At 29.4% G+C, this 1,023-nt stretch carries 2 protein-coding genes; both read left to right on the top strand.

The features are described from left to right. Positions 1 to 352: phosphoribosyltransferase (locus CVS29_RS18150; protein ID WP_281268057.1), on the top strand; the 352-nt coding region annotated here is incomplete at its 5' end. Positions 353 to 609: 257 nt separating this feature from the next. Continuing rightward, on the top strand, positions 610 to 1,023 hold a 414-nt coding region (locus CVS29_RS18145; protein ID WP_211315185.1), incomplete at its 3' end, for an ATP-dependent metallopeptidase FtsH/Yme1/Tma family protein.

The raw sequence follows: 1,023 nt of genomic DNA, 5'->3' as shown, positions 1-1,023 counted from the left end.
CATGGATGTTTCTAGTTATCACGGAGGCACTGAGTCAACTGGTGAAGTTCAAATCATTAAAGATTTAGGTTCTTCTATTGAAAATAAAGACGTATTAATTATTGAAGATATCTTAGAGACTGGTACTACACTTAAGTCAATTACTGAATTATTACAATCTAGAAAAGTTAATTCATTAGAAATAGTTACTTTATTAGATAAACCAAACCGTCGTAAAGCGGACATTGAAGCTAAGTATGTAGGTAAAAAAATACCAGATGAATTTGTTGTTGGTTACGGTTTAGATTATCGTGAATTATACCGAAACTTACCATATATCGGTACGTTAAAACCTGAAGTGTATTCAAATTAATTTTTTAATCAATTTCAGTTATTATTACTATGCGTTTGAGAAATAATAGTGTAGACTCAAAAATATGAAAAATGTATTTCATATATATTTAATTTTAGACAAGACATATGTCTTAAAAAGTTGAAAAATATAGAGATTGATAAAACTAACACAGGGTGTGAATGACATTGATGTTAAGCTCAATTACTAGCTTATAAAACATGTCATATGTTACAATTTTTGTTAGTTTTATTATGGGAAGTAGGAGGAAATGACGCATGCAGAAAGCTTTTCGCAATGTGCTAGTTATCGTAATAATAGGCGTTATTATTTTTGGTCTATTTTCATATTTAAACGGTAATGGAAATATGCCGAAACAGCTTACATATAATCAATTTACTGAGAAGTTGGAAAAAGGTGACCTTAAAACTTTAGAAATCCAACCACAACAAAATGTCTATATGGTAAGGGGTAGAACGAAAAATGATGAAGACTATTCATCAACTATTTTATATAACAACGAAAAAGAATTACAAAAAATTACTGATGCTGCTAAAAAGCAAAACGGTGTAAAATTAACGATTAAAGAAGAAGAAAAACAAAGTGTCTTTGTGAGTATACTTTCAACATTAATTCCAGTTGTAGTCATAGCGTTATTATTTATTTTCTTCCTAAGCCAAGCACAAGGTGGC

It is taken from the genome of Arthrobacter psychrochitiniphilus (genome assembly GCF_003185915.1).
Lineage (GTDB): Bacteria > Actinomycetota > Actinomycetes > Actinomycetales > Micrococcaceae > Specibacter > Specibacter psychrochitiniphilus.
Note: the sequence above shows the minus strand (reverse complement) of the source record. Positions and strands in the feature narration are given on the sequence as shown.